A 26,071-nucleotide genomic window follows, 5' to 3' on the forward strand; every position below is an offset into this window, starting at 1 on the left:
TTTTGATATTCACTTTAACACAAAATAACGACTCAATTATGAATTATAAACTTTGGCTTACAATTATTTTTATTACTGCATTTTATTTCGATTTGTCGTCGTGTACAACTGCCGTAATATCAGGAAAACACACTGCTGATGGCAGACCAATTCTTTGGAAAGTTCGCGATACCGATTATCTTGACAACTGTGTAAAATATTTCGACGACGGCGAATTTAAATATGTAGGTTTGCTAAACTCTTCCGACACTAATTGTACTCAAATTTGGGCAGGATCTAATAATTTCGGATTTGCGATAATGAATAGTGCATCTTTTAATGTAAACATTGGAGATACCAGCGACAGCAACGACTACGAAGGTGTGTTTATGAAAAAGGCTTTGATGCGTTGCAAAAATCTATCCGATTTTGAAGCTCTGCTTGAATCTGAAAAACGACCTATGGGTTTGGCTGCTCACTTTGGCGTTATTGATGCAGAAGGTGGAGCTGCTTTTTATGAAGTAAATAATTACACATTCACAAAATTTGACGCCAATGATATTAATACTGCTCCGAATGGTTATATAATTAGGACTAATTATTCATTTACCGGCAAAGAAAACGTTGGCTACGGATACGTTAGATACAAAATTGCAAGTATTAATTTTGACGCAGTAAACTCGACCGCAGAACTGACTCCGAAATATTTAATTCAAACAGCTACAAGGAGTTTTATTAATCCCATGTTAGACGTTGACTACCGTAAAGAGTTCTCAAACCGTCCTTACACCGAAACGTTTGTCAGCTCCGATGATTTAACATCAAGAATTGGTACGGCATCGAATGTTGTTATAAAAGGTGTAAAGCCTTCGGACGATAAAGAAATGTCTGTTATGTGGACTAATGTAGGGTTTCCAAACACTTGCGTGTCTTTTCCGGTCATTGTAAAACATGGTGAATCGCTCCCTGATATCCTATTATGTAAAAATAATAAAAATTCTGCTCTTAACGAGTGGTCTAAGGAACTGAAAAAAAAATGCTACCCTATTGTTACTGTTGAAAAACCAAAATATCTGAAAATATCCGAACTCTTTAATAGTGAAAACACAGGCATTATACAAAAAATTGAAGTTATTGAAGAAGGTATTTTTGCTGAAACAAACTCGTTGATGGACAAATGGTACAACGCTCCGCCAAATAAAGGCGAAATGGAAAAACTATACAGTAATATTGAAAATAAAATTGTGGAGTTTTACAAAAATTAAAACCGAATTACATTTCGATTACGCCAAAATAGAATCAGGTTTTTGTTTTATGAAACCTTTTTCAAAAGCCAAATCAAACATGGTTTCAACAGCGTGCAGACCTTTATCGGGAATGTAATTACTATACTCGTTTACGTATAGATTTATGTGGTTTTGCATTACTTCATCGCTAATTTCTTGCGCGTGATTTCTCACAAAATCGCTAATTCCGCCATGTTTATAGGCAACATCTATGCTTTTTTGAATGGCATCTTCAATAATAGGCACATATTTACGATCGACTTTATTGCTTATAGCTATTGTTCCTAAAGGCACAGGAGCCGAAGTTTGCAATTCCCAAGCATTTCCTAAGTCGTGGATTAAGTTCAATCCTTTGCTTGCATAAGTAAACCTACTCTCGTGGATAATCACTCCGGCATCAACTTCACCTTTTATAATTGCATCTTCTATTTCGGAGAAAATCATTTCAACAGGAATAAAATCAATATCGGCACATAATTTTAATAATAAATATGCTGTCGTTTTTTTGCCGGGGATTGCAATTCTTTTGCCTTCCAAACTTTTAAGAAATGTTTTGTGTTTGCCAATCAAAAGCGGTCCTGTACCAAAACCCATTGCAGAGCCTACTCTAAGCATTTTGTATCTATCAGTTAAATTAAAAAAAGCTCCGAAACTCAATTTGCTAATGTCGTAAGTACTGTTTTCGGCAAGCGTATTTAGTTTTTCAATATCGTGAAAATAACATTCAATTTCTATATCATCAATTTTGATTTGCTTATTGACTAATGCATCAAAGATGAAAGTATCATTAGGACACGGTGATATGCCAAGTGTGAGTTTCATAGTTATAACAAATTATATCTAAAAGGCAAATGTACGAATTTATGGTGAATGGTGATTTGTGATGGGTGATGAGTGATGAGTGATGAGTGATGGGTGATGAGTGATGGGTGGTGGCAATTAGCCCCGAAACTTCGGGGTGCAATGAACAATAATGATAAGTAATTGATAATTACTAATTGTTAATTGAAAATTGACCCCGCACCTCGCAACACGTAACTCGCACCCCGCAACCCGCAACACGTAACACTAATCACCGATGATTAATTCAAGTATTTCACTCAAATTGCCAATAGCAAGTTCCATATTCCATTTGTCTTTATCGCGTTTTTCAGCGTAATTTGATACGGCTCTAATTTCAACAAAAGGCACATTGGCATATTTGCAAGCATACATAAAACTTGCACCTTCCATGGTTTCAATATCAGCTTTGGTGTCGGCACGATAGCTAAGCGCCTTTTGAGTATCGGCGTGCATTAAACTTACAGTGTTTGATGTAACCTGCTTGAAATTGATTAGTGCAGGAATTGTTTTGTAAATATCTGCATCTAACCTGATTGCCGAATTAACAAAAGGAAATTCGTTTTGTTTTACAATTTTGAGTTCGGTGACTGAACTAAAAATTCCGTTTTCGGTGTAACCTAATTCGGGAATGTAGTTTTCGGCAACTACAACGACTTCACCTAAGGGCAACTCTCTATTATATGCACCGCAAACACCAACATTTATAGCTAACGAATAAGTGTCTGTCAGCAATTTTTGCGTTATCTTAACCGCCATAGGAATTGCACCAACACCTGTGATAAGAATATCTACATCAACATTATTGAAACTACAAGAAAAAAAATCGTTATCTGAATTAGCAAGGCATTTACATTTCTTCAAAAATGTATTTATCTCCGATTTATCTGCAACAGCAATTAATACCTTCATGAATCAATATTTTTAAGTGAATAATGATTGGTGGTGAGTGACGGGTGGTCAGTGATGGGACTTCGCTGGCTGAGCGTAGTCGAAGCACGAAGTCCTGCAAATTGAACGCATTCAACATTTTCGGCACTTCGACTTCGCTCAGTGTGCGAAAATATTGAACCCGCACCACTATTTCAAATTAAGCAAAAACATACATTTTTCAAAAAGTTCGGTATTATCCTGAACTCCTGTAAAGATTTCAGCTCCGGGACCAAAAGCAAATACGGGAACCATAACAGCCGAGTGGTCATTGGTGGTAAAAGCTCCTTTTACTGTTGCTCCTTCAAAAGAGCCGTCGTTTATTGCATAACCGCCTGTTTCGTGGTCGGCTGTGATTAAAATAAGTGTCTCTTTATTTTCTTTGGCAAATTCTAATGCTTTACCTACGGCTTTGTCGAAATCGACTGTTTCACTTACAACAAAGTCGGAGTTATTGGCATGAGCACCCCAATCTATTTGCGAGCCTTCAATCATGATAAAAAAGCCTTTTTTGTTACGTTGCAATATTTCTAACGCTATTTCGGTTGCATCGGGTAACATATCTCCCCTGCCGTTAATAATAGAAGGTAAATGCTTGTCTGCCAAAAACACAGCTAACTTATTGTCTTTTTTGGTATTAACGTCATTCAAATTTCTATAAACGGCGTATTTTTTTTGTTTAAGTTCGTCTATTAAATTTCTTCCATCTTCACGTACAGCAAAGTTAAGGTAGCCACCACCGATGAATAGGTCTATATCGGTTTTTAAAAAATCCGCTGCAATAGCTTCGTAATCGTTTCTGTTAGAATTGTGGGCAATAAAACTTGCAGGTGTAGCGTGTGTAATCGATGAAGTAGAAATTAATCCGGTTGATAGACCTTTATCCGATGCGTATTCCAATATTGTTTTAAGGGGTTTACCTTCGGGGTCGACGGCAATATAGCCGTTGTTGGTTTTCTTGCCGGTTGCAATTGCAGTTCCGCCAGCTCCCGAATCGGTTATATATTTATCTGCCGAATGAGTTACACTAAATCCTGTAACAGGCATAGAAGTCATATTCATATTTTTGTTTAAAACCGTATATGCAGAGTAAACTTGCGATACTCCCATTCCATCTCCTATCATTAAAATTATGTTTTTAGGCTTTTTTACATCCTTGTAATTTTGGCTGTCAAAATTTTGAGCACTAACGGTAACAGATACAAGTATTAGTGTTAGTAGTATTGATATTATCTTGTTCATAGTTTGTTGTTTTAAAATTTTCAGCAAAGTTAGTAATTTAAAAAAATTGCATTGCAATAATTGTATTGTTGTTGCAAATTTAATACTTAGTTAATATTTACGCTGTCAATCCAAAAAAAGAGTTCCAAATTCGCAAAACAATAATCATTAACAAGCACACAACGACGAATACTTCAAAAGCTAATGTTTTCTTTTTGAAAGAAAGTGCCATATTCGTCAAGTATACAACCGAATGTAATAATACAAAAATAACTTCGGCGACAGGAATATTGCATAAAAAGGAAAAAATCAACGATGTTATAAAAAGTGTAATTATTATTCTCGACTTAATTTTAGTCCTGATAACTTTATCGTACATATTATTCAGCACAACAAACAGCGATACTAAAGCAAGTAAAACCACTACAATTCCTGCAATATTGGTTGTGTAAGTATCGGAGATATTAATACCGAAATTAAAGATTAACGACAGATATTCAAGTAAAATAGTGGTATCGCCAACCAAAAATAAAAAGGTAAAATAATATAAATAAGGTAATACAAAACCAATTGAAACTATAATATACTCACGCCACGTACTAACTCTATGCTCTACAAGTATTATAAAACAAGCAAAGTAAAAATAAATATAAGGCAAATAAATTAGCGAAGCTATACTCATAAGGAAGGCTCCTATTAATGTGGTTTGCAAACTGTCTTTTTTGGAAGAAATATTTAAAAAGTAGTATGTGCCGAACATCAAAAAAAAGTTTGCAAGCAACACAGGATGAACGGTTAAAAACTTTACGTTCCAACTGTAAAGTACAACTATTAGTAGCGAAGGGAAAAAGCTATTGTTTTGAATTAAACGCGATTTAATGTAAAACAAGTTGATAATAAAAGCCTGAAGCAATACTAATACCAAAGCAGTTATTACAGAAAATAAAGGTGCTGAAAATAATTTGACAATATCGGAATACAAAGGACCTTGTAAATTTGAGCTTAAGGCTGCTTCGGGACAAAGAAAAGAAGTATACCATAAGGCACAAAAGACAATTATTGTGATAAATATTTGTAGTACAAACGACTTTTGGGTTAATTGTTTAATCATTTACAAATATCAAGTGTTTTACAAATTCAACAAGTCTTTTCCGATATCCGAACGATAGTACATTTTATCAAAACTAATAGTTGACATAAGTTTATACGATTTATCAACTGCCTTGCTGATAGTACTATCAAGAGCAGTGCAAACTAAAACTCTTCCGCCGTTGGTTAGTAATTCGCCGTTATTGACTACTGTTCCTGCGTGGAAAACAATATTATCGTCATTATTTGTATTGGTATTTCCAACTATTTTGATTCCTTTTTTGTATGCATCGGGGTAACCGCCTGAAGCTGCGACAATTCCGACTGCAACTCTGTTGTCAATTTCAACTTCTGCCTCGTTAAGTCGGCTTAAGCCGACATATTCCAATAACTCCAACAAATCGGTTTTAATTCTTGGTAATACAACTTGAGCTTCGGGGTCTCCCATTCTTACGTTGTATTCAATGACGTATGGTTCATTATCGACATTGATAAGTCCGAAGAAAACAAAGCCTTTGTAGTTAAAGTTTTCTTGTCTGATGCCGTTAATTGTAGGCTCAACAATTTTATTTATGACCTTGTTTTTAAATTCTTTATCGAAGAATGGCACGGGCGAGACTGCTCCCATACCGCCGGTATTAGCTCCGGTATCATTATCGCCAATTTTCTTGTAATCTTTTGCTTCGGGTAACAAAACGTAGTTTTTTCCGTCGGTTAGGGCAAAAACCGAAAGTTCAATTCCCGACAAAAACTCTTCTATAAGTATTGTAGATGAAGCCTTAGCAAATTTTTCTTCAATCAGCATTTGATTAACGGTTGTAACGGCTTCGTCAAAATTTTGGGTAATAATAACCCCTTTTCCGGCAGCTAAACCGTCGGCTTTGAGTACGTACGGCGGTTTTAGGGTCTTTAAAAAGGCTATGGCGTCATTTACTTCATTTTTGTTAAACGATTTGTATTTGGCTGTCGGAATATTGTACTTTTTCATAAAACGCTTGGCAAAATCCTTACTCCCCTCCAATTGGGCAGCAGTTTTATCGGGTCCTATTATCAACAGGTCGGACAACTTATCAACACCTTGCAAATAATCAACAATACCGGCTACAAGCGGAGCTTCGGGACCAACAATAAGCATATCAATATTATTAGCGATAATAAAATCCTCTACCTGCTTGAAGTCGGAAATATCAATATTTACATTGCTTGCTATTTGGTTGGTTCCGCCATTTCCAGGAGCTACATATAGATTATTTAATTTTTCACTTTTGCTTACCATGTACGCAAACGCGTGTTCTCTGCCTCCGCTTCCCAAAATAAGTACGTTAAGTTTTTTGTTCATAATTTCTAACAAATTAATCCGCCAATTATTTCGTTTATATCTTTAATATTGTTGTTTATGCAGTATTCTTTCAATCCTTCAATAATTTTCACACTCGCCAACGGGTCAATAAAGTTATAAGTCCCAACCTGAACAGCAGTTGCACCAGCAAGCATAAACTCAACTGCATCAGTGGCATTGGTAATACCTCCCAAACCAATAATCGGGATTTTAACGGCATTATAAACTTGCCAAACCATTCTGAGAGCCACAGGTTTAACGGCAGGTCCCGACAATCCGCCTGTAATTGTGGAAAGTACGGGTTTTCGAGTGTTGGCATCTATAGCCATACCCATAATAGTATTGATAAGCGATACCGAATCGGCTCCTTCTGCCTCTACTGCTTTGGCAATATCGGCAATATTAGTAACATTTGGCGATAGCTTGACTATCAATGTTTTACCATACACTTTTCGGATACTTTTGGTTACTTTTGCAGCCATTTCAGGCGAAGTGCCAAAAGCCATACCGCCTTGCTTAACGTTGGGACAAGAAATGTTTAGCTCTATACCAACAATATTGCTTAAGTCGTTGATTTTTTCGGCTACTTCTATATAACCTTCAATTGTAGAACCCGACACATTTACAATAACATTAGTCGTGTATTTTTTCAGTTTTTCGTTAATCTCCGATACAAAATAATCGACTCCCTTGTTTTGCAATCCGACTGAATTAAGCATACCCGACGGCGTTTCAGCCATTCGCGGATACATATTACCCTCTCTGTTTTCAGATGTACAGGCTTTTGTAATAAAACCTCCCAAAAGGTTTACGTCGAAAAAATCATCAAATTCTAAACCGTTGCCAAAAGTTCCCGAAGCCGTTAACACCGGATTTTTTAACGTAATATTGTGAATGCGTGTTGTTAAGTTTGGTTGCATAATTTTATTTGTTAAAATTGGTCAATATGGAAGCATCAAAAACGGGTCCGTCTGTGCAAGTATTTTTGTTGCCGTTAACGGTTTCAGCCACACAGCAAAGGCAAGCTCCAAAACCGCAAGCCATAGTGTTTTCAAGTGAAACCTGACAATGAATATTTTTATCCAAAGCTATTTTTGCCACTTTTTTCATCATAATATCAGGTCCGCAAACGTAAATACTATCATATTTATCGATGTTTTGCTTCAAGATCGGATTTTCGGTAACAAAACCTTTAAAACCTTCGCTGCCATCATCGGTGCAAACGTGTAGTTTTGAGTATTTTGAAAGAAAATATTTTTCAACTATTTCAGAACTATTGACAGCTCCGTACAAAACATCTACGTTGCGGTTTTGTTCATGTAGTTTTTTTGCCAACATAAGCATAGGGGCAATACCCACACCACCGCCGACAAGCAGAACATTATCGCCCTTTGGCTCCGAAAATGAATTGCCCAAAGGAAATATTACATTTATTATTTGGTTAGGTTTCAAATTTTTGAGTTCAGTAGTTCCTTTACCCTTTTCTTTTATCAAAAAACTTATGGTATTGTTGTCGTAATTGATGTAGAATATGGAAAATGGTCGTCTTAAAAAAACCGAGTTTGAATTGGGGACTAATACCTGTGCAAACTGTCCGGGGTTAATTGTCGGTAACGGAACAGGACATTTTAAGACAAGCGAAAACAATGTATCGGAATACAGATTAATATCAACGACAGTAAAGTCTTCAATTAATTTAGCCATAAATATTTTTCTGTAAAAATAATATTTATGGCTAAACTTTTAATCAATAAACGGTAAAAATTAGCAATTAAATTACAAATTGCTATTTTTCTCTTTTTATATTAGTCTTTTTTGTTGCCGGTGCCACTTTTGACGTTGGTTTTGCTACGGTTTTCTTAGCCGCTGCCGCCGAAGTTGCAGTTTTGGTTTTCTTCGCAGTAGCAGTTTCTTTAGTCTTAGAAGTCGTTTGCTTCTTTTCTGGAGCTTTCGTAGTTTCAGCCTTTTCAGCAGCTTTTTTGTCCTCAGCTTCTACCTTTGCTGTTTCTGTTTCGGCATCTTTCTCTGTTTCAGCAACTTTGCTTTCTTCTTCACTTTTTTCTTCAACGATAAATTCGGTAAAGCCGGCTGCGACAAGCAAATTGTACCATGATATTATTTTTTTCATGTGCGAAACATAAACCCTTTCAGGATCGTAGTCGGGCTCCACCGTAGCAAAAAATTCTTTTAATTTATCATTATCAGATTTTGGGTCAATTGCTTGTTTGCCTTTGCAAACTTCATACATTTGTGTAAAAACGTCAGCTAATAATTTTTCTTCCGAATGTGTGTAAACACTAATTTCTCCCAACGAACTCATTTTATCGGTATCAAAAGATTGAAATCTCTTACCATCGCTGATCGATTCGACAATTATTCCCGACTTAGTTTGAGATATAGACTTATACAAACCCGGTTTTCCGGATATTGAAATAATTTTTCTTAGTTCCATTGACATAACTAAATTGTTTTTTTAATATAATTTTCGTTTATCAAAGTGCAGACTACATAACCATACCACCGCAAACGGTAAGTACTTGCCCGGTAACGTATGACGATAAATCGGATGCAAAGAACAAACAAACATTTGCAATATCTTCGGGTGTACCTCCTCTACGCAAGGGTATTTTTTTCATCCAATCTTCGCGAATTTCGGGCGGAAGAGCTGTCGTCATTTCAGTATCAATAAAACCTGGAGCAATGGCATTGCATCTGATATTACGCGAACCCAACTCTTGTGCAATAGATTTTGTAAAACCAATCATACCTGCTTTGGAAGCCGAATAATTTGCCTGTCCGGCATTGCCGGCAACACCAACAACAGAGCTCATATTGATTATGCTACCCGATCTTTGTTTTAACATAACTCTCTGAACGCATTTGGTTAAATTGAAAACCGATTTTAAATTGATTTTCAAAACCAAATCCCAATCTGCTTCAGACATTCGCATAAGCAAGTTATCGCGAGTAATACCGGCATTATTGACGAGAATATCTATTGTGTTAAAATCTTTTACAACATCTTGTACCAACGCCTCAGAATCTTGAAAAGAACTAGCATCGGAAACATAAGAAATACATTTTACACCTAATTTTTCGATTTCGGCAACGGTATTGTCCATTGCTTCGTCGCGACGGATATCGGTAAATGCAATATTAGCTCCATGTTGTGCTAATTTAAGAGCTATTGATTTTCCAATACCTCTTGAAGCTCCGGTTATAAGAGCAGTTTTGTTTTGTAATAGGTTCATATTTATTATTTTTTTGTTTTAAGCTACATAATTAAGGTAACATTTTTGTGAAAATTAGCAGTTATAAAACGACTAAATTACACTACATGTTTATTTAGTTAACAAAATTAGAAAAAAAAAGTCAATAGCATGCTAGTGACTTTCTTATTTATTTGTTTGGGTGGAAGATGGGATTCGAACCCACGACCTACGGAACCACAATCCGCCGCTCTAACCAACTGAGCTACATCCACCATTTTTTCTCTGACGGACTGCAAAAGTACATATTTTTTTACATATCAACTAAATGTTTAAAAAATATTTTTACAAACCCGAATTAAAGATTCAGCAAAAAATAAGAATCTTTAGTCATAAACCAGAAAAAAAATAAATTATCTCTTGTCATTACATAATTTACTTGAATTTCTAGTATTAAACACTTTAATTATTTTAAAATAATTAAATGAAATTAATTTCGTATAAGTGTTGATAAATACGGCTTACATGTAACTTTTGTTAATTATTGTTAATAAAATTATTAAATAATTGTTAAAAAAATTGCTTTTATTCAAATAATTGTTAGTACCTTTACACTCAATTTTGTAACCAAAAACATAACTATCAAAAAGACAATAAATTCCCCAGCAAATATTAAAATTCAAAATTAAATTATTATTAACTAAAAGTAAATACTATGTAGAAAAACAACCTCAAAAAAAATTAAAAAAATTAAAAAAAGAAAAAAAACAATTAAAATTAACATTAACTAAATTTACACATGCTATGAGAAAATTAATACTACTGTTCGTACTTGTGCTATTTACAGCATTTCAAGTACTGGCACAAAGAACCATTACCGGTACAGTATCGGATACTGAGGGCGGAACGGTACCCGGAGTTACGGTAATTGTAAAAGGTACGCAAATCGGTACTACTACTGACAACGACGGATATTATAGTATAGAAGTTCCGAGCAAGAACTCTGTACTAGTATTTTCGTTCGTTGGAATGCAAACTGTTGAAGTGGAACAAACAGACTCTCCTATTATTAATGTTGTTATGGAACAGACCTCAACAGAAATTGAGGGTGTTGTTGTAACAGCACTCGGTATTTCTCGCGAGAAAAAATCGCTGGGATATGCCGTGCAAGAAGTAAAAGGAGATGAACTTACCAAAGCATCTAACCCTAACTTGGAAACTACAATTTCCGGTAAATTTGCCGGTATTCAGGTACGCCAATCGTCGGGTATGCCTGGTTCGCCATCACAAATATTAATTAGAGGCGCTAGAGCGTTTAGTGGCAACAACTCGCCCTTGTACGTTGTTGACGGTATGCCTATTACTAGTGAATCTGACTACACATCAAACGTTACCGGATCTGCTTTTGCCAACAGGGCAATGGACTTAGACCCCAACGACATTGAATCGATGACGGTTCTAAAAGGGCAATCGGCTTCTGCTCTTTACGGTATGAGAGCTTCAAACGGTGTAATTTTAATAACTACTAAAAAAGGTAAAGAAGCTGCCGGACTTGGTCGTCCACAGGTTTCGTTTTCAAGTAGTGTTACTACCGATGTTATTTCTCGTTTGCCCGAAGTTCAACAAATTTATGCACAAGGAACCGAAGGCGAATTTGAAGCTGCCAGCTCATTTGCCTGGGGTCCTAAAATTACTGATTTACCCAACGACCCGGTTTACGGCGGAAACAATTATCCCGGACACGAAGGACAATTTTTCGACCCGTACAAAAACCAATGGGTAACTCCTATGGCTTATAACAACCCGCTTAATTTTTACGATAACGATGCTATTTCGTATAATAACGGTATAAATATTTCAAATGCTACAAATATAGGTACTTATGCCTTAGGATTTGGTTCAACTAACCAAACCGGTATTATAAAAGGTACAGGCATGGATCGTTATAATGCAAAAATGGCTGGTGATTTTAAAATGAGCAGACACTGGAACATGGGATTTTCGGGTAATTATTCCGATTCTAAAATCAACAAAATTCCTTCGGGAAATAGTAGCTGGTTATTTACCGTTTACGGTGCTCCTCCATCATTCGATTTGGCAGGAACTCCTTACCACCAAGAAGGCACATTCGGCAAATACCGTCAAATTAGTTTCCGTAGAGGTTCTGTTGGAAAAAATCCTTATTGGGTTATTGAAAACAACAAATATACCGAAGCAACCAAACGTTTCTTTGGGAACGGATATTTAGAATACAAACCGGTATCGTGGATGGCGGCTAAATATCAAATAGGTGTCGACCAATACACCACACATAACTCCATATATACCGAAATGGGTGAAGGAAACTTGCCAAGCGGATCACAGTACCCAACACCTAACAATCCTGAATATGCTTTTGTTATGCCAACAGGCGGACAAATTGTTAAAGACGGTGTTTCAAGAAGAACAATAAACTCCTTAGCAACATTAGCATTTAATCATAATTTTACCGACGATATAAAAGGAGATTTATTACTTGGTAACGAAATAGACCATACCGAAAGCGAATACTACACCGCCAGAGGTTCGTCATTTACCACACCGGGCTGGGATAATTTGGAAAACACCAATATTAAAAACTCGGCACACTACAAATATTCGCGTCGTACGGCAGGTTTCTTTGCAAATATGAACTTGAGCTATCAAAGTATGCTGTTCTTGAACTTGACGACACGTACCGACGTTGTATCATCAATGCCTCGCGGAAACCGCACATTTACTTACCCATCGGCATCATTGTCATGGGCATTTACCGAATTAGATCAATTGAAAGACAATTATTATCTATCGTTTGGTAAACTAAGAGTATCGTACGCACAAGTTGGACAAGCTGCCGATGCCTTCTACGAACTACCTTACTATGTTACAGGAGGTGCAAATAGCGGTTTCCTCACATTCGGAGTTGAATATCCTTGGCAAGGCGTAACAGGTTACAAACTTGTAAGTCGCTTATACGACCCGAACTTGAAACCTCAAAATACCGGAACATTTGAAATAGGAACTGAACTCAGATTCTTCTTCGACAGAATTGCCATCGACTACACTTACTTTAACTCTATAGCCGAAGGACAAATATTTGCAGTACCTATTGCCGGTTCAACAGGTTATGCCGAAGTAGTTAAAAATGCCGGTAAAATGAAAAACGTTGGGCACGAAATTATGTTAAAAACTCGTCCGGTTGAATCGCCTAACTTTATTTGGGATGCAAACATCAACTTTACCAAACTTGAAAATAAAGTTATTGAACTTGCTCCGGGAGTTGAAAGCATTTTCTTGGGCGGATACGTTACACCTAATATTCGTGCTTCTGCAGGCGACAGCTACCCTGCTATTTACGGAGAACAATTTTTAAGAGACGACCAAGGCAGAATTTTGGTTGAGGAAGACCCGAACAATGAAAATTACGGATTACCTAAAATGGGAGAATTTGGTAAAATAGGTGAAGTTTCGCCAAAATTCTTTATAACTTTCTTAACTAATTTCAACCTATACAAATATGTTAATATTCATGCTCAGTTAGACTGGAAAAACGGCGGACAAACTTATAGCGGTTCTAACAGATTGATGGATTTATACGGTGTTTCGAAGAGAACTGAAGACAGAGATAAACCATTTATATATCCGGGTTACAAAGCAAACGGAGAGCCTAACGATATTGAAAGAGGAGGTACCGGCGATGAACTTGCTTATCAACAATTACATAGCAAAACCTTAGATGACCTGTCGGAAGCACATATTTATGGAACATCGTATGTGAAGTTACGCGAAGTAGGTATTTCGTTTAATTTACCAAAAAAATGGATATCTCCTTTACTAATGAAAAATGCCTCTATAGGTTTTGTTGCCAGAAACATATTACTATGGACAGAATTACCAAATTTCGACCCGGAAATGGCTCAAGGCCAAGGTAATATGACTGGAGGTCTAGACTATATGTCGCTACCTCAAACGACCTCTTATGGTATTAATCTAAATATTACTTTTTAACCTTTAAATCTTAGAAAAAATGAAAAAAGATATTTTAAGAAAGTTACTTGTCATATCGATGTTATTTAACATCTATGTTGTGGCGGTGTCCCAAACTGCGACTTACGCACCTCCCCCTGTTCCTCCTTACCCTCCAACTTATTATATATCAGGACCTGCAACAATATGCTCACAAGCTTCATATACAATAGCAAATTTACCATACGGTACAACTGTAACTTGGTCAGTTGGTAGTAACAACCTTCAATTAGTATCAGGTCAAGGGACTTCAACAGCCACTTATGCAAAAACAGGAAACGGAGCTAGTAAAATAAGAGCTTATGTCAATTATGGTACAGTAAGGGACAAAGGAGTTTGGGTTGGTGTACCAAGTGGTTTAAGCATCGTGACAAATAATCCTAATCACTTACAAGTTGGAGAGATAAGAACTTATTTTTTATCACCAAATCCTGGCTCACCTACTTCTTATCAGTGGTGGGTAACTGGTGTAAATGGCTTGCCAGATAATGGGTTGAATATACTACCCGGGTCAGGATCAAGTAGCATGGTTGAAGCCATGGAAAATGGTTTTTATTTTATTAACGCAAAATCTGAAAATAGCTGTGGCTGGAGTAATGCTACTTCTAAAGCGGTCATGGTACGTGATAATGATGGTGACATCCCTGCATTGTCAATTGCTCCAAATCCGGCAAATAACTACATCGGAATTGAACTTGATATTACTGACGGATGTGACAAAGGTAGTAACAAAAAAGAGTTTTTTGTTGAAATTTTTAATAACGACGGCTTGTGCGTTTTTAGTGAAAGTTTTATCAATAATAAGTTCAAAATAAATACGAGTAATTTACCTTCAGGATTGTACCAAATGCGTCTATTATACAACAAGAACGTTTATAAAGAGCAAATTATGATAAAACATTAATTTAATTAAGTTATTATTAAAAACTTTAAATTTGAAACAACATGAAAAAAATATTTTTAATACTACTTCTTCCATTTCTTTTGTTTTCGTGTTCGCAAGACATTATGGACGAAGTAAACAAGAATCAAAATAATGCCGAGTATATGGATGCTAAAAACCTATTGCCGGACTTATTACTTAAGTCAGGTTTTGAAACCACCGGTACCGATATAGCTTGGTACGCATCCGTTTACATTGAACACAATGCCGGAACTTGGAATCAATCATACCAAGCCGACCACAGAATTGCTCAAAACAGCAGTTCTCTTATGAATAATAGCTGGAATAGCCTTTATGATGTTATGAATATAGCACAAACCATCATCAACAAAACCGATCCGGAAAACGGTGATGAAAAGGATAATTACTATGCAAGAGCTGTTGCTCAAATAATGATGGCTTATAACTTGGCAGTTGCTACCGACTGCTGGGGCGAAGTTCCTTATACCGAAGCCTTTAAAGGTTTGGACAACCTAAAACCTGTTTATGATAAGCAATCGGTTTTATATCCAAAAATTCAACAATTGCTTACGGAAGGCATAGAAAATATGGAAAGGGCTACTACAACGTACACCGATAAAGACTATATTTACAAGAATGCCGCCGACAACAAAGCTGCTTGGATAAAAGCCGCTTATTCGCTAAAAGCTCGTTACGCAATGCGTCTGACTAATGTTGACAATAATGCAGCAGCTGAGGCTCTTACCTACATAGCAAATGGTCTGGCAAGCAGCGCCGACAATATGCAATTGGACGGATTTGTTATTGATCTACCTGGTGGAAACCCATGGGGCGAGTTCTGGTATATGCGCGACCACTTATCGGTATCTACAACTATATTCAACCTTATGACCGAACGTAGCGATACCAATAGAATGGCTCGTTACTTTTCATCAACAGATCCGACTATGATTGCTCCCATTGGTGAAGCTAAACAAACACAAGACCCGAAGGTATATGCTCGTTCTCAGTTTACATGTAGTTGGATGGCTTTCCAATATCCAATTTTAATGTGCACATATCATGAACTTAAATTTATTGAAGCTGAAGCATTGTTCCGTACCGGAGGAGACTATAAACCCGCACTTCAGGAAGCTATTAGAGCCGCATTTGCATTGGTTGGTGCCGATGGTGCAGACGACTACTACACCAATCAGGTAGAACCTCGCTTAACAGCCGGCAATGAACTCAAAGAGATTATTACTCAAAAGTATATTGCTTTCTACGACAGAGAAGCTACCGAAACCTACAACGATTACAGAAGAACAGGATTCCCGGAAATGAAGAATCCTCACAATGCAACCATTGGTTTCGTACACAGATTCCCATGGGCGTTGGGCGAAATGACTACAAATTCGCAAAACGTTCCGACAGAAAAAGGTATTTTCGACAAAGTCTGGTGGGCAGGCGGAACCGAATAAATATCTTTTACTTCTAAAAAAAAGGGGACAGATTTTGTCCCCTTTTTTGTTTTTATGGTTAATTGGCTGTTGGCTGTTAGCCATTAGCCGTTAGCCGTTAGCCGTTAGCCGTTAGCCGTTGGCTGTTAGCCAAAGGCTACCCCCCGCTCGCTCGATTTTACAAATCGAGTGGGAGCACAAAATTTACACACAGCACTTCGACACTTCGATACGCCTTCGGCACTCAGTGACCGAAGTGCTGAAACCCGAACCACGCAACACGCAACCCGCAACACGTAAAACCACAAATTTTGTTGCACTAATAAACTATTGGTGAAAATATTTGTATCTTTGCATAAATAATTAACTATTAATAAAAACTTTAAAAAAAATGAGAAAAATATTATTACTGCTAACAATATCAACTTTAATGATTATGAGTTGTACAACAAAAAATGATAAGACAAACCCGTTTCTAAGCGAGTTTAACACTCCGTATTTTGTCCCCGATTTTGATAATATTAAAATCGAGCATTACATGCCAGCCTTTACCGAAGGTATGAAACAACAAAAAGCCGAAATTGAAGCAATTACTTCAAATACCGAAGCTCCAACATTTGAAAATACAATTTTGGCTTTGGATAATTCGGGCGAAGTATTAAATAGAGTTTCAAGAGTGTTTTTTAACATAAAAGAAGCCAACACAAATGACGAAATGCAGAAAATAGCCAGAGAAGTTTCGCCTTTGCTATCAAGTCATTCCGATGAAATTTCGATGAATAAAGAATTGTTTGAGCGTATAAAAGTTATTTACGAAAACAGAAACAATTCAAACTTAGACGACCAACAAATACGCGTTGTTGAGAAATATTACAGCGACTTTGTTAGAGGTGGCGCAAATTTGAACGCTGAAGATCAAGAAAAACTTACAAAAATCAATAAAGAGCTTTCTACCTTGACCATCAATTTTGGCGAAAACCAACTTGCCGAAACTAATAATTTCAAACTTATTATTGATAATGAAGCCGACTTAGCCGGATTGCCCGAAAATGTCATTGCTACCGCAGCTAAAACAGCCACAGATTTAGGAGAAGACGGCAAATGGATTTTTACAACATCAAAACCAAGCATGATACCTTTCTTACAGTATGCCGAAAACAGAGATTTACGTCAAAAGTTATACACTGCATACTATATGAGAGGCGATAATAACAATGAATTTGACAATAAAGAAATTGTCAGTAAAATTGTAAAACTGAGAGCCGAAAAAGCTAAAATAATGGGCTACAAAAACTTTGCAGAATATCGTTTGGAAATAAATATGGCTCAAAATCCTGATAATGTTGATAAGTTTTTGGAAAACATTTGGACAGCTGCATTGCCTGTTGCAAAGAAAGAACTAAAAGAAATGCAAGCAATTGCCGATAGAGAAGGCAATAACATTAAAATTGAAAGTTGGGACTGGTGGTACTACGCCGAAAAACTTAGAAATGAAAAATACAATTTCGACGAAAAAGAAATTATTCCCTACCTTAGCATAGATAATGTTAAAAACGGTATTTTTATATTGTCGAACAAACTATACGGTATTACTTTTGAGCAACGCACCGACCTACCTAAATATCATCCAGATGTTGAAGTGTTCGAAATTAAAAATGCAGATAGCACACACGCCGGAATAATTTACTTCGATTATTTTCCTCGTAGCTCTAAGAGTACCGGTGCTTGGTGTACTTCTTTTGCTCCCCAACAATGGAAAGACGGTAAAAGAGTTGAACCTGTTATTTCAATTGTTTGCAACTTTACGCCACCGGTTGGTGACACTCCTGCTCTTTTAACTTGGGACGAAACAGCAACTTTATTCCATGAGTTCGGACATGCTTTGCACGGACTTTTCACAGAAGGCAAATACAAACGTACAGCCGGAAAAGTATCACGCGACTACGTTGAATTGCCATCGCAAATATTGGAAAACTGGGCTGGAACAGCTGAACTGCTTAAACAATATGCTGTACATTACCAAACAGGCGAAATTATTCCTGATGAAATTATTGAAAAATTACACAATAGCAGTCTTTTCAATCAAGGATTTAACACTGTAGAAAATATTGCAGCTTGTATTCTTGATATGAGTTATCACAAAGTTGAAGATGCTACACAAGACATTAATGTTACAGAGTTTGAAAATCAAGTTATGCAAAAAATAGGATTAATACCCGAAATATTGCCTCGCTACCGTAGCACTTATTTCTCGCATATATTTGATGGTGGCTACGCATCTGGATATTATGTTTATATGTGGGCAGCCGTCCTCGACGCCGATGCTTTCGATTATTTTGTTCAGTCGGGTGATGTTTTCAATCCCGAATTGGCAGCAAGTTTCAAAAAGCATTGTCTAGCCGAGTGCGGTAACGACGAAGGAATGGTTCAATATGTTAAGTTTAGAGGTCAAGAGCCATCAATTGATCCTTTGCTAAAACGCAACGGACTTAAATAACACACATGAGCAATAAAAAAAACAGGCAAGCCTCGTATGTACTGTCAAAATCGACGTATATACGGGGCTTGCAATGTGTAAAGTCGTTATATCTTAATAAGCATCGCTCATTTTTACGCGACCCCTTATCGGAAGAACAGAAAGAAAAGTTTAAAAGAGGGCACTCGATAGGCATGGTCGCTCAAGAACTTTTCCCAAACGGAGTTACATTGGGTCGCCCAAGTAAAAAAGCTCAGGAACAAACTCTCAAGCTAATAGCCGAAGAAACGCCGGTTATATATGAGGCATGTTTTATTTACAACGAAGTTATTGTTGCATTAGATATTCTCGTCAGAAACAACGACAAATGGGATGCATACGAGGTGAAAAGCAGCACTGCACTGAGTACTACATACTATAACGACGCAGCACTGCAGCACTATGTTATTTCAAACAGCGGTATTGATATAGGAAAATTTTATCTTGTCTATAGAGATGAAGAATATGAGATGATTGATAATACCGTTGAGCTCGATGCATTTATCAAAGAAGATGTTACGGATTATTGTAAATCAAATATAGACTTTATTGAACAAAACATTAACCGTTTCAAAGATGTGTTGTTATTACCGAACTCTCCGAAAATTGAACCTGATGTTCAGTGCCTTACTCCCTACCCATGCGATTTCATCGGTTTTTGTTGGAAAAATCTTTCCGAAGAACGGAAAAATGAGATTTTGGATAATGCGGGGAAGTAGCGTGATGTCCCGAAGTTTCGGGATGTTGCGGGTTGCGGGGTGCGTGGTGCGAGTTAGTTTTGAGTTACGAGTTCTGAGTTTTGAGTTTTGAGTTTTGAGTCAGGAGTCTTGAGTCAACTCGGAACTCGGAACTCGGAACTCGAAACTCAATACTAAAAGCTATTTTAGCTTTTTATCTTGAGCTGAAATCCAAATAGTGAAAATTATTGGTAACAAAACTATTACGATAATTGCTATACTTACTATAATCCATTTGGTATTGGCATTAGTGTTGAAAGTCGAATAAATTAGTATAACCTGAATTACCAACAAGAATAAGCACACAAACAAGTTTATGAACCTTATCAGCACAGCCATTTTGTCCATAACTTTTTCGACGTTATCTGTAGTCATTTTCCAAGGAATGTTAAGATTCCTTGTGTTTTGCGAAAGAATAATGATTATAGCTGAAATAAGAATATTAACTATGGGAATTATAAAAAAATTAAATGCCGATAATTGCTCTAAACCACTTAGTTTACACTTTTGATTGGCAAAAATTGTAATACCCCAAATAGTAACCAATGAGAGATATATCAGAATGTCAAATATGCGTAGTTTTTTATCTTTGCTCATAAGTCTTAAAAACAAATTTATATCAACAAATGTAATAAATTAGCAATAATGTTACTTTTGTACGAAACATAGTCAAATGGGAATAATAATTAAGCAAAGCATAAAAGGAACTTTTTGGTCGTACGTTGGTGTGATTATAGGGTTTGTTACTACGGGCTTGCTATTCCCAAGATATTTGACAACCGAAGTAATAGGCTTATTTAGTTTACTTGTTTCGTTTTCAACAATTTTTGCTCAATTCTCTTCATTGGGCGTCAATGGGATTACATCAAGGTTATTCCCCTACTTCAGAAACAACGAAAACAACCATAACGGTTATCTGTTTATTACAACTATCGTTATTTTGATAGGCTTTTCGCTAATCATGTTGTTTTTTGCTTTGTTCTATCCTTATTTTGTTGCTTCAAACATAGAAAAATCCTATCTATTATCAGAGTATGCATATCTGATAATACCAATGACTTTTTTCGTCCTAATATTTAATTACTTAGACACGTATAACAAGCTCCTTTACGACGCTGTACTTGGAACATTTCTACAAGAATTTTTGCAAAGAGTCTTAATACTTATTTCATTGATTTTATTCATCTTAAAAGTAATAAATTTACAGACATTTATTATTTTATATAGTGCTTCGGTATGTGCAAAAGCAGTAGTAATATTTATTTACTTGCTGATAAAGGGAAATATTAGCTTTAAACCTAATCTGAAATTCATTTCACCCGAATTAAGAAGAGAAATGATTTCCGTGGCTTTGTTTAGCGTATTGACAGGTTTAGGTTCAAGTTTAGTCTTCCAGTTCGACAAAATTATCGTTAATGACATACTTGGATTGAAACTAACAGGTATTTACACTATCGGCTTCTTTTTCGGGTCGCTTGTAGTAATTCCTTCGAGAACGCTCTTACGTATATCAGGGACTCTTATTGCAGATGAGTGGAAAAATGAAAACGTTGATAAGATTGAGAGTATATACAAAAAAACCTGCATTACTCAATTTATAATAGCACTGTACATTTTTGGCGGAATATGGCTCAACATAAGCAATATTATTGAAGTGCTTGGAAATGAATATCTGGCAGCAAAATGGGTTATATTTTTTATTAGTTTGGGCTATGTAGTACACATGGGCACCGGAGCAAACGACCAAATAATCACGTATTCGAAACATTACAGAGTTTCGCTGTGGTTTAACTTAATAATGATAGTTACCATTATTGCTCTCATGTATTTAATAATACCAATATGGGGCATCACAGGCGCTGCAATAGCCGTTTGCATTACATTTATTATAAATAATTTGCTTAGATTTTTGTTTTTGCAAATTAAATATAAAATGCAACCTTTTAATATTAATTTTATCTACGCAATACTTATATTAGTACTGGCTTTTATAGGCACAAATTATTTACCTCAACTGCCTTTAATAGCAGATATACTAGTAAGAAGCACTATTTATACGGTTGTTTTTTGGATATTTATTTTAGCAACAAAAACCTCCAAAGATATAAATGAAACTGTTTTTGCAGTGTGGGATAAGGTTAGGACAATGATGAAAAAAAATTAGTTTTATTATTGTTGTTAATACATTAATAATCTCTAATTATATATTATATCAAGTTTGACCTCACTCGTTATTGCTTTAAAGCTGGTATTAGCAGAAATTCATTGTATAAACCAATAAGAATATTATCATAACTTTCATTGTCATAATTCTCATACAGTTTTTTAAACCCGTTAGCTCCAAGCGTTTCTCTTAGTTCCTTATTCTCCACTAACTTTTTTACACATTCAAAAAACTCCTCTTGCGTAGAATACGACAACCCACAATTAAATGATTCAACCAGCTTTTTTTGTGGCTTACAATCGGAGACTATTATTGGCTTACCTCCGTACATATATTGATATATTTTATTTGCAACACCGGATTCGTGTTGTTTGTTTTTTTTAAGCGGAGACAAGAAAATATCACTTATATACATGTAAGTATTTAATTCAGACACATCAATCCACGGAATATATGTGATACTATCTCTTATTTCTTCCTTGTTTATCTGACTAAAAAAAGATTCCTTGTCTGCCTTATCAACGGGACCTATTATCAAAAAATCAATATTTAATTTTTCATTTAAACACTTCTCTAGAACATCTATGGCATCGAAAATGCCTCTTCTTTCCGCAACAGCACCAAAATACATTAAAGTAACTTTGTCACTTCTGACTACACTTTCATCAACCTTGTATTCTTCAAATCTTCTTAAATCGATTACATTGGGGAACACTACAATATTGTTCGCATTTAGGAATTTATATCGCTCCAACAAATCATTCTTAAATAATTCAGAAAGCACAATTATTTTTGATGCATAACGCAAATATTTTCCTTCCTTTTTAATCCATGCTTTTGGTTTAGATACGAAACCTCGTAATTTTCCCTTAGTCCAATTATAAGATTGAATCGCATATGGAAAATTTTCGTGTAAATCGAGTATAAGAGGAATTTTGCTTTTTAGTGATTGAATTGCTTTACCCGCAGATTTTGCCATATATAGGTCGTGTACATGAAGTATCTGGATTGCATCTCTTTTAATAAATTTTCTTATTTCTTTTTCCCAAATAAGCTCGTATAATGGCAGCCTGTTGAATAAAAAAAATAATATGTCTTTTATTTTTTTCTTAATTCTTATTCTCCTGATATTGACGCCATCAATCGGAGGATATGTTTTTTTGTCAAATCCAAAACAAAGAACGCTTACTTCAAATCCATTCTTTTTCAAAATCTCTACTTCTCTTCTAACCCGAATGTCATTATTGAAGTCATTATCTACAACTATTCCAGTGTTTTTCATTTTGTGCTTATTTGGTTAATTCTTGCTAATCGTTTATTCAGAATAGCAACTTAAAATGCATCATTACTTAAATTTATTTTCACCACCCCTACCCCATCACCTCTTCAACCAACCTTTTAGTTAGTTGTTTTCGGGAGTATTTTAAGTAGTTGCTGGATTTGTTATTCAAAGATTTTTGCTTGTACTTTTGGTAAAAATCTAAAACGGTTTCTTTAATTTTCTTTTTATCGTCGTAATGAATAAAAACACCCGACTGTGTTTCGTTTATTACAATTTCCAAATCCGCTCCTTCGGGACCAAAAGCTATAATAGGGCGATTGGTTGCTATGTACTCAAACACTTTACCGGTAAGGACTCCTTTAGATTTTTCAAGCCATTTAATTACTAATAGCAGGACTTGCGACTTTAATTGATATTTTATTGCTTCGCTGTGTGGCAGGTAATCTATTTTGACAGTATTATCGATTAAGTTATTATCATTAAGCGACTGCATTACGGTATAATCGACGTTTCCGACCAAATTAATCGATAAGTCTTTTTTAAATTCCGAATTTTCAGAGCACAACTCCGACAAGACCTCCCAAAACAAAAGGGGATTACTGAGAGCATTAAATGTACCTATATGCGAAATTGAAAATTTATCATCTAACTGAATATCGCCAATATTGCTGTAATCGCTTTCGTCAAAACCATTGGTTATTAAATGCACTTTTTTACCTGATTTTCTCTCATACTCGCTCTGCATTGTTTTGGTTACAACAATTATCTCGTCTGCGGCTTTAAGCACTTTATTTTCTAACTTATGATGTTTTCTGTCAGCCCATTTGCTCAAGTTCAGTTCTTTATAAAAATCTATACCTGTCCATGGATCTCTAAAATCGGCTATCCACTTTATGTTGGGCATACACTTTTTAAGTTTTAATGCTATCAAGTGCATCGATTGCGGCGGACCTGTCGTAACTACGGTGTCTATAGAATTTTGTTTCAAATATTTTTTCAAAAACCTTACCGATGGTTTTATCCAAAACTTTCGTGGGTCAGGAATTAAAAAATTACCTCTAATTGTAAGCGCAAGCTCATCAATCCATGATTTGCTTTTGTCTTCCAATAAAAAACCCGTACCTGTTTTTTGGTCTTTTTTTCGCCCGACTAACATTCTGAAAAAAGAATACGGCTCCCAAATTTTGGTTTTCACCTCAATTAGTTCTTTCGGGATATCATCTTGCAAAGATTCGTCGGTAACAACCAAATCGGGGTTTTCGGGAGTGTATATTACAGGTTGCCAGCCAAATTCCGGCAAATACTTCGAAAACTTCAACCATCTTTGCACACCCGAACCTCCGCTCGGAACCCAATAATATGTTATTATTAAAACCTTTTTCATTTTTTCGACGACAAAATTATACCTATTTCATCAATTTGAAGTATTTATTACTTTTGTTTGCTGATGTCATTAATATTCATCACAAAAATATAAATTTATCGCTATAAAATTTGATTAATTTCTTATTTTTAATTTTTAAACAAGAAGCAAATAATGCAAAGCCAGTTTAAAAACTTATTTAAACACTCGGTAATATACGGTTTGGGAGTTTTATCTACCAAATTAGTAGGTTTTGTGTTAATACCTCTTTATACCGGTGTTTTTACTCTTAAAGAGTTTGGTATTATTAGTCTTTTAGAAATTACCACAACTTTTATTATCACTTTGGCAAGCATGTCGATTTATTCTGGATTTTTTAGGTGGTACTACGACAAAGATGCCGAAAATAAACAAAAATCCTTATTTTTCACTGTCAGCATTTTTCAACTGCTTATTGTTGTAGTGGTGTACGGCATTATTTTCTTAAATATAGACAAACTCACAGTTGCGATACTGAAAGATATTGAATACAAACAGATTTTTAACTATATGGTTATCTCGGCATTGCTACAAGTTTTGGTAATCATGCCTACAACTTTGCTTCGCCTACAAGAAAAATCGTGGCTTTTCAGTTTGTCAAACTTTATTCAACTTTTTATTGTTCTGTCGCTAACTGTATATCTTGTTGCTTTTAAAAGAATTGGGATTATCGGTATTTACTACGGACAAATAATTGGAAGTGTTTTTATGATTTTGTTTTTGCTCAGATATAGTCTCAAAAACATACAAATTAAATTTGAAAGCAAACTGCTAAAACAAATTCTGATATACTGCTTCCCTCTGATGTTTTCGGGCTTGGCACTAACCATACTAAACATTACCGACCGCTTTACCATTAATTATTATGCTACAACTGCCGATGTAGGACTATATTCCTACGGCTTTAAAATTGCCAATGTTTTGCAAGTGTTTGTTGTTACATCTATAAACTTTGCCATACAGCCCATAATGTTCCAAATGATAGACAAACCCGATAATAAAGAATTTTATTCGCGACTTATGACCTATTACGTTCTTGTTGTGATGTTTTTGGGCTTTTGTATTATGATTTTCGGAAGAGAAATTGCCATGCTGTTCGCTCTAAACCCCGACTATTACAGCGCTTGGACTATTATTCCGTTTATTATTTTCGCAATAGTCTTTGGAGTTATGAGAGACTCTATGGCGACAACGGGCTTAAGCATAACAAAAAAAACCGCTATCATAGCGTTTATTGCTATATTTGTTGCAGTGCTTAATATAGTTTTAAATATAGTGTTAGTACCCGTCCTTGTCAACAGCGGTGCAGCAATCGCCAAACTACTATCTATGTTTGTTTCGGCAGTTATGGTTTTTATTGCTTCGCAAAAATTTTTCAAAATCAACTATCAGTACAAAAACATTACTGTCATACTGTTATCTGCTTTAGTGCTATATCTTATTTCAATGCCTGTAAATTCACTAAAAATATTCCCATCGATATTGATAAAAACAACGATAATAGCTTTTTATATCTTGATATTATTCTTGTTTAAAATAGTAAAAATTAAAGATGTGAAAAAAGTGAAAGAATACGTTTCTAATCTTATAAAACCTTCTAAACGACACCTAAATAATACTTAAATAAATAATTATGAGCGAAATAAAAAATATTATAATACTTGGAATGGGAGCTATTGGGACAGCTTTCG

Annotated in this window: 19 protein-coding genes, 1 tRNA gene and 1 pseudogene; 8 read left to right on the plus strand and 13 right to left on the minus strand. The window is 35.6% G+C overall.

Annotated features, from left to right (window positions below; genetic code table 11):
• The first annotated feature begins 38 nt into the window (after nt 1-38).
• Nucleotides 39-1,244: a hypothetical protein gene (locus PHP31_01455; protein MDD3737948.1), complete on the plus strand. Its 1,206-nt coding sequence runs from the start codon at nt 39-41 to the stop codon at nt 1,242-1,244.
• Between the two features lie 18 nt (nt 1,245-1,262).
• Here PHP31_01455 and PHP31_01460 read toward each other — a convergent pair whose 3' ends face one another.
• The 10 genes and pseudogenes from PHP31_01460 to PHP31_01505 form a co-directional block, all read right to left on the minus strand.
• Nucleotides 1,263-2,087, minus strand: coding sequence for a 1,4-dihydroxy-6-naphthoate synthase (locus PHP31_01460; protein MDD3737949.1), 825 nt, complete (start codon nt 2,085-2,087; stop codon nt 1,263-1,265).
• Nucleotides 2,088-2,333: 246 nt separating this feature from the next.
• Entirely contained in the window at nt 2,334-3,017 is a 684-nt protein-coding gene (gene mqnB, locus PHP31_01465) for a futalosine hydrolase (GenBank protein ID MDD3737950.1), read from the minus strand.
• Nucleotides 3,018-3,185: 168 nt separating this feature from the next.
• Nucleotides 3,186-4,277, minus strand: a complete 1,092-nt coding sequence (locus PHP31_01470) for an alkaline phosphatase (GenBank protein ID MDD3737951.1) — start codon at nt 4,275-4,277, stop codon at nt 3,186-3,188.
• 97 nt (nt 4,278-4,374) lie between these two features.
• The gene (locus PHP31_01475; protein MDD3737952.1) at nt 4,375-5,367 is read right to left on the minus strand and encodes a hypothetical protein; all 993 of its coding nucleotides are present in this window, start codon (nt 5,365-5,367) and stop codon (nt 4,375-4,377) included.
• A gap of 18 nt (nt 5,368-5,385) precedes the next feature.
• Nucleotides 5,386-6,684, minus strand: a complete 1,299-nt coding sequence (purD, locus tag PHP31_01480) for a phosphoribosylamine--glycine ligase (GenBank protein ID MDD3737953.1) — start codon at nt 6,682-6,684, stop codon at nt 5,386-5,388.
• Between the two features lie 5 nt (nt 6,685-6,689).
• Nucleotides 6,690-7,604: a dihydroorotate dehydrogenase gene (locus PHP31_01485; protein MDD3737954.1), complete on the minus strand. Its 915-nt coding sequence runs from the start codon at nt 7,602-7,604 to the stop codon at nt 6,690-6,692.
• 4 nt (nt 7,605-7,608) lie between these two features.
• Entirely contained in the window at nt 7,609-8,388 is a 780-nt protein-coding gene (locus tag PHP31_01490; protein ID MDD3737955.1) for a dihydroorotate dehydrogenase electron transfer subunit, read from the minus strand.
• 346 nt (nt 8,389-8,734) lie between these two features.
• Nucleotides 8,735-9,136 (minus strand): annotated as a pseudogene (locus PHP31_01495) (DUF5606 domain-containing protein).
• 52 nt (nt 9,137-9,188) lie between these two features.
• Nucleotides 9,189-9,935 (minus strand): 3-oxoacyl-[acyl-carrier-protein] reductase, encoded by a 747-nt coding sequence (gene fabG / locus PHP31_01500; protein MDD3737956.1) that lies wholly within the window; start codon nt 9,933-9,935, stop codon nt 9,189-9,191.
• Nucleotides 9,936-10,093: 158 nt separating this feature from the next.
• Nucleotides 10,094-10,169 (minus strand) — tRNA-His (locus tag PHP31_01505).
• Nucleotides 10,170-10,697: 528 nt separating this feature from the next.
• Here PHP31_01505 and PHP31_01510 point away from each other — a divergent pair.
• The 5 genes from PHP31_01510 (at nt 10,698) to PHP31_01530 (ending at nt 19,514) form a co-directional block, all read left to right on the plus strand.
• Nucleotides 10,698-13,919 (plus strand): SusC/RagA family TonB-linked outer membrane protein, encoded by a 3,222-nt coding sequence (locus tag PHP31_01510; GenBank protein ID MDD3737957.1) that lies wholly within the window; start codon nt 10,698-10,700, stop codon nt 13,917-13,919.
• Between the two features lie 19 nt (nt 13,920-13,938).
• The gene (locus tag PHP31_01515; protein MDD3737958.1) at nt 13,939-14,841 is read left to right on the plus strand and encodes a T9SS type A sorting domain-containing protein; all 903 of its coding nucleotides are present in this window, start codon (nt 13,939-13,941) and stop codon (nt 14,839-14,841) included.
• 41 nt (nt 14,842-14,882) lie between these two features.
• Nucleotides 14,883-16,301: a SusD/RagB family nutrient-binding outer membrane lipoprotein gene (locus tag PHP31_01520; GenBank protein ID MDD3737959.1), complete on the plus strand. Its 1,419-nt coding sequence runs from the start codon at nt 14,883-14,885 to the stop codon at nt 16,299-16,301.
• A 370-nt stretch (nt 16,302-16,671) separates the two neighbouring features.
• Nucleotides 16,672-18,777, plus strand: a complete 2,106-nt coding sequence (locus tag PHP31_01525) for a M3 family metallopeptidase (GenBank protein MDD3737960.1) — start codon at nt 16,672-16,674, stop codon at nt 18,775-18,777.
• A 5-nt stretch (nt 18,778-18,782) separates the two neighbouring features.
• On the plus strand, nt 18,783-19,514 hold the full coding sequence (locus PHP31_01530; GenBank protein MDD3737961.1) for a hypothetical protein: 732 nt from the start codon (nt 18,783-18,785) through the stop codon (nt 19,512-19,514).
• Between the two features lie 159 nt (nt 19,515-19,673).
• Here the strand turns inward: PHP31_01530 and PHP31_01535 are convergent, their stop codons facing one another.
• A complete protein-coding gene (locus PHP31_01535) occupies nt 19,674-20,129 on the minus strand; it encodes a hypothetical protein (GenBank protein MDD3737962.1) in 456 nt (151 codons plus the stop codon).
• Nucleotides 20,130-20,205: 76 nt separating this feature from the next.
• Here PHP31_01535 and PHP31_01540 point away from each other — a divergent pair, with 76 nt between their 5' ends.
• Nucleotides 20,206-21,696: an oligosaccharide flippase family protein gene (locus PHP31_01540; protein ID MDD3737963.1), complete on the plus strand. Its 1,491-nt coding sequence runs from the start codon at nt 20,206-20,208 to the stop codon at nt 21,694-21,696.
• Between the two features lie 67 nt (nt 21,697-21,763).
• Here the strand turns inward: PHP31_01540 and PHP31_01545 are convergent, their stop codons facing one another.
• Together PHP31_01545 and PHP31_01550 are read right to left on the minus strand one after the other, a co-directional pair.
• Nucleotides 21,764-22,978 carry a glycosyltransferase family 4 protein gene (locus tag PHP31_01545; GenBank protein ID MDD3737964.1) on the minus strand — a complete coding sequence of 405 codons (1,215 nt, stop codon included), beginning with the start codon at nt 22,976-22,978 and terminating at the stop codon, nt 21,764-21,766.
• Nucleotides 22,979-23,066: 88 nt separating this feature from the next.
• Nucleotides 23,067-24,362 (minus strand): glycosyltransferase, encoded by a 1,296-nt coding sequence (locus tag PHP31_01550; protein MDD3737965.1) that lies wholly within the window; start codon nt 24,360-24,362, stop codon nt 23,067-23,069.
• Between the two features lie 153 nt (nt 24,363-24,515).
• Here PHP31_01550 and PHP31_01555 point away from each other — a divergent pair, with 153 nt between their 5' ends.
• Nucleotides 24,516-26,003: an oligosaccharide flippase family protein gene (locus PHP31_01555; protein ID MDD3737966.1), complete on the plus strand. Its 1,488-nt coding sequence runs from the start codon at nt 24,516-24,518 to the stop codon at nt 26,001-26,003.
• Nucleotides 26,004-26,071 lie beyond the last annotated feature (68 nt).

This window comes from Lentimicrobiaceae bacterium (assembly GCA_028697555.1).
Taxonomy (GTDB): domain Bacteria; phylum Bacteroidota; class Bacteroidia; order Bacteroidales; family UBA4417; genus UBA4417.